Below are 305 nucleotides of genomic sequence, written 5' to 3'. Positions count from 1 at the left end.
GGGTGCTCACGGCGTTGTCGGGCGACCGGCAGCTGGCCGACGTCGCGGCGGCGACGGACCTGTACGCGCGCCTCGGCGAGGCGCTCTTCTCGGGCGCGCGCTGGGTGCCGGCCGCGGACGACGACCGGGACGACCGGGCCCGCGCGAAGATCGCGATGCTGTCGGCGATGTACGGCGGCACGTCCGGCGAAGCGGGTCCGCTGCTCGGCTTGCTGCGCCAGCGGTTCCCGGCCGCGGTGTCCTATGTGGAGCGAGCCGCCCAGGCGGGCGAACGCGGCGAGCGCGTCCGGTCCCGCCTGGGCCGC

1 pseudogene is annotated in these 305 nt (G+C 77.4%); it reads left to right on the top strand.

Going from position 1 to position 305, the window contains the following annotated elements:
• Window positions 1–305, top strand: a pseudogene (locus tag G3I65_RS40035) (bifunctional 3'-5' exonuclease/DNA polymerase); the annotation flags it as partial.

Origin of the sequence: Amycolatopsis sp. SID8362, assembly GCF_010550475.1 — a bacterium.
Classification (GTDB): Bacteria; Actinomycetota; Actinomycetes; order Mycobacteriales; family Pseudonocardiaceae; genus Amycolatopsis; species Amycolatopsis eburnea.
The sequence above is the reverse complement of the archived record's forward strand: the minus strand, read 5'-3'. Positions and strand labels throughout refer to the sequence as shown.